The organism is Actinoplanes sp. NPDC024001 (genome assembly GCF_040638955.1).
Taxonomy (GTDB): domain Bacteria; phylum Actinomycetota; class Actinomycetes; order Mycobacteriales; family Micromonosporaceae; genus Actinoplanes.
In genome coordinates this window covers 1-3,757 of record NZ_JBEZZB010000331.1, presented here as the reverse complement: position 1 = coordinate 3,757, position 3,757 = coordinate 1, and the positions used below count along the sequence as shown (strand labels likewise).

Here is a 3,757-nt window from a genome sequence, read left to right as displayed (position 1 = left end):
ACCCCCCTCCGGTTGCACCGGGGGTTCTTTCGGGGCCTGCTTCCGCCCCCTGGTTGGGGGAGGCCGGGGCGGGCGCCCGGCGCGCCCGGGGCCACGCTCGATGCCCGCGCCCAGCTCCGCCGGTGCGCCCGGCGGCACGAAGACCGTGCCGCTGTAGCTCTCGGCGGCCTCGACGAGGCCGCCGACGGCGGTCACCACGACCGGCAGGCCGTGGCTCATCGCGATGTGCAGCGGCCCGCTGGCCGAGCTGCGCCGGTACGGCAGAACCACCACGTCAGCCGCCGCGAAGTACTCGTTGACCTCGACGTCCGCCACATAGCGGTTGACGAAGGTGATCCGGTCCCGCACCGGCGAGTCGGTGATCAGCTCCCCCGGCCGGGTCCAGCCCTCCCAGGTCTCCCCCACCACGGTGAGGTGATATCCCGGCCCGAGCGCGGCGAACGCTTCGACCAGGTCCTCCAGCCCCTTGTACGGCCGGATCGTCCCGAAGAACAGCAGCCGGCACACCCCGTCCGGCCCGTCCCGCCGCGCCGCCGGCTCGTGGTGGTCGAACGGCCCGTGCAACGCCACCTCGGCCGGCACCCCACCCAGCCGGTACGCCTCGGTGAGCGCCGCCCGGTCGTACTCCGAGTGCACGATCACTCCGTCGGTGCGCCGCAGCAGCGGCCGGATGCAGGCCTGCACATACCGGGTGGCCCACTGGTGCCGCGCCTCCCCGGTGTCCTGCACCTCGTGGAACTCGACGACGACCCGGATCCCCAGCGACCGCGCGGCCAGGCACAGCACCAGGTACGAGTGCAGCACCGCCCCGGTCCACCACTGCAGCACGAGCACGTCCGGTCGGAACTCGCGGAGGAAGGCGACGGCGCGGGCCAGGCTCGGCACTCCCCACCAGTCGATGCCGTCGAAGACCCGTACCCCGTCGTGGTAGCGCAGGTCGGCCAGGGAGTGACCGACGCGCTCGCGGCCGGGATAGAGCCGGGCCGGCAGCAGCCGGCGCATCAGGATCGTGCCGACCTCGAAGCGTTCGGCGAGCGCGTTGCTGAGCCGGCAGGTGTAGTAGCTGATTCCGGAGAGGAACCGCCATCCGGATCCGACGACCAGGACCCGAACGTCACCGTCGGGCGGATGCGACACAGGCACGGTAGACCTCCTCGATCTGGGGGACGACGCGGGCCGCGGTGAAGTCGAGCCCGCGCTGGTGACCGGCCGCCCGCAGGCGGGCGGCCAGGTCGTGGTCGGTGAGCACGCGCAGCAGCGCGGTGTGCAGCCGGTCCGGGTCGCGCGGCGGCACGAGCAGGCCGTTCACCTCGTCCTGCACGACGTCGAGCAGCCCGCCGGAGGCGGAGGCGACCAGCGGCGCGCCGGCCAGCATCGCCTCGACCGCGACCTGTCCCATCCCTTCCAGCAGGGACGGGACGACGCCGGCGGCGGCGCCGCGCCAGGCGGCCATCACCTGCGCGTGCGGCACGTCGTGGCGGACCACCACGCCGGGCGGGATGGGCGGGGTGTCCTCGCGCTGGGCGCCGAGGCAGACCAGCGCGGGCGCCAGGTTCGGCCCGGTCCAGCCGGCCACCAGCCGCCGGTAGGCGGTGAACAGCACGTCGATGCCTTTGTGCGGGCCGAGCTGCCCGACGAAGAGCAGATAGGGCCGGTCCGGCAGCCAGGTCGGCCGGGGTGTGCGGCGGGCCAGTTCGTCGAGGCCGTCCGGCACCAGGCTGGAGAGCACCCGGACCGGCAGGTCGCCGGGGAGCCGGGCCTGGTCGAGGGCGGTCGCGACGGACGACGAGATCGCGGTGAGGCAGTCGATGCCGCGGTGCCGCTGCGCCCGCAGGCCGGCGGTGAGCACCGCCGAGCGCGGCCGGCCGTACTGGGTGGACGCGCAGGGCAGGCAGCGGGCCAGGCTCGGCCCGGCGCAGCGGCGGTCGTTGCGGGAGTAGGTCTTGCGTACGCAGGTCAGCCCGAAGTCGTGGGCGGTGTGCACGTGCGGCAGCCCGGTGCGGCCGAAGTGCAGGGGCAGGTAGCTGTACATCAGCCAGTCGTGGCTGTGCACCAGGTCGAAGCGGCGGGTACGCAGCTCCCGCGCGATGGCGGCGGTGGTCAGCGGGTCGGGAAGGGTCGGGTGGAACGGTTTGCCGGGATCCCGGTTCAGCGTGGGCAGCAGGCTGCTGACGACGCTGGGGACGCGCTTCACGCGTACCCCGTTGATCTCTTCGTCGTGCGGCGCCGCAGGCGTCGCGAGGGTGAGCACGGTGACCTCGTGGCCGCGCCGCACCATCTCCTCGCTGCTGGTGGCGACGCTGCGTTCCAGGCCGCCGATGACCGGGGCGTAGAGGTTGGACAGGTGCAGGATTCTCATCGGATCCTCCCGAACAAGGCGACGAGCAGGGCACTCGCTGTCTGGCCGGTCAGCCAGGCGACACCGGCGCCGGTCACCCCGGCGCCCGGCAGGAGCAACCAGCTGAGGCCCAGGCAGGTGAAGGCCCGGACGGCGTTGAGCCGGCGGCACCGGCCGAACTCGCCGCGGGAACGCCAGTGGGCGACCGCCAGGTTGGTGACCGCGTCCGGGATCGCCGCGATCACCAGCAGGGTGAGCAGGTCACCGCCGCTGTCCGCGTAGCCGGCGCTGAACAGCGCGAGGATCTGGTCGCCGCCGATGAGCAGCACCGCGGCCGGCCCGCCGACCACCGCGGCGACCACGACCGCGGCGCGGCGGACGGTGACCGGGGCGGCGTTGGTGCGTTCGGCGTAGAGCGCGGAGGCGACCGCCGGCGAGACCATGAACAGCATCGACGCGGTCATCCAGGCCAGGTAGAAGTGCGCGTTGGCGTCCGCGCCGAGCCGCGCGGTGACCAGCACCGGCAGCAGCACGGCCGGGCCGGCCTGGGTCAGGTTGATCAGGTGGTGGCCGGTCAGGGCGGCGCGCAGGTGCGGCAGTTCGGCGGTGATCCCGGCGGCGCGCAGCCGCGCGCCGGGCCGCAGCCGGCCCGGGCCGGCGACCACGGTCGCGGCGCTGACCAGCAGGATCGGCAGGGTCCAGGAGAGCAGGATCGCGCCGGCCGAGTGCCAGCCCGCGCTGAGCACGGCGAGCAGGGCGACGATCTTGCCCACCGCCAGGACCAGATTGCGTACGAGCATGCCGTGCCCGGCCCGGTGGGCGACGTAGACGTGGTCCAGCACGGAGGTGGCGGTGAGGGCCACCGCGGTGCAGACCAGGGCGCCGAAACCGGTGAAGCCGGCCAGGAAGCCGAAGTTCCCGGCGACCGCGGGCAGCGCCAGCGCGATGATCGTGGCGGCGGCCGCGGTGGCCGCCGTGCCGAGGATCAGCCCGCCGCTGACGATCCGGGACCAGTCCGCGGTCCGGCTGCCGGGGAGGCGCTGGATGAACATGTGGCCGGCGCCCAGGTTCGCGATCATGCTGACCGCGGTGGCGGCGGAGATCAGCGCGGTCGCGGTGCCGATCCGGTCCGATGGCACCGACCGGGCGGCCAGCATCCAGTAGCCGTAGCCGAGGCCGCCGTTGATGACCGTGGTCGCCATGATGAGCAGGCTGTTGCGGGCCAGCGAGTCCCGCCGGAGCCGGCGGGCGGCGGTGATCAGCACGCTGTGCGCCCCCGCGCGGCGGCCACTTGAGCCGCGCCGCCCGCCCCGGCCGTTTGAGCCCGACTCTCCGCCCGTCATCGCCAACGAGTTCCTGCGCGTGAAGGTCGATCCGGACCGCGGCGGTGGCGTCGTCGCGCGCGACGTCGTGCGCGCC

The 3,757-nt window shown here is 74.0% G+C and carries 3 protein-coding genes; all 3 read right to left on the bottom strand.

Annotated elements, in window-relative coordinates; genetic code table 11:
- On the bottom strand, positions 1-1,143 hold a 1,143-nt coding region (locus AB0F81_RS50760), incomplete at its 3' end, for a glycosyltransferase (RefSeq protein ID WP_360211587.1).
- Complete coding sequence (locus AB0F81_RS50755; RefSeq protein WP_360211585.1) at positions 1,115-2,359, bottom strand: glycosyltransferase family 4 protein; 1,245 nt, start codon at positions 2,357-2,359, stop codon at positions 1,115-1,117. The genes AB0F81_RS50755 and AB0F81_RS50760, both read right to left, overlap by 29 nt.
- Positions 2,356-3,603: a sugar transporter gene (locus AB0F81_RS50750; RefSeq protein WP_360211583.1), complete on the bottom strand. Its 1,248-nt coding sequence runs from the start codon at positions 3,601-3,603 to the stop codon at positions 2,356-2,358. The genes AB0F81_RS50755 and AB0F81_RS50750 overlap by 4 nt, the downstream gene beginning before the upstream one ends.
- Positions 3,604-3,757 lie beyond the last annotated feature (154 nt).

Bases quoted from the DNA above. Each gene is read 5' to 3' on its own strand.
- AB0F81_RS50755 (WP_360211585.1), bottom strand. From the start codon at position 2,359: ATGAGAATCCTGCACCTGTCCAACCTCTACGCCCCGGTCATCGGCGGC.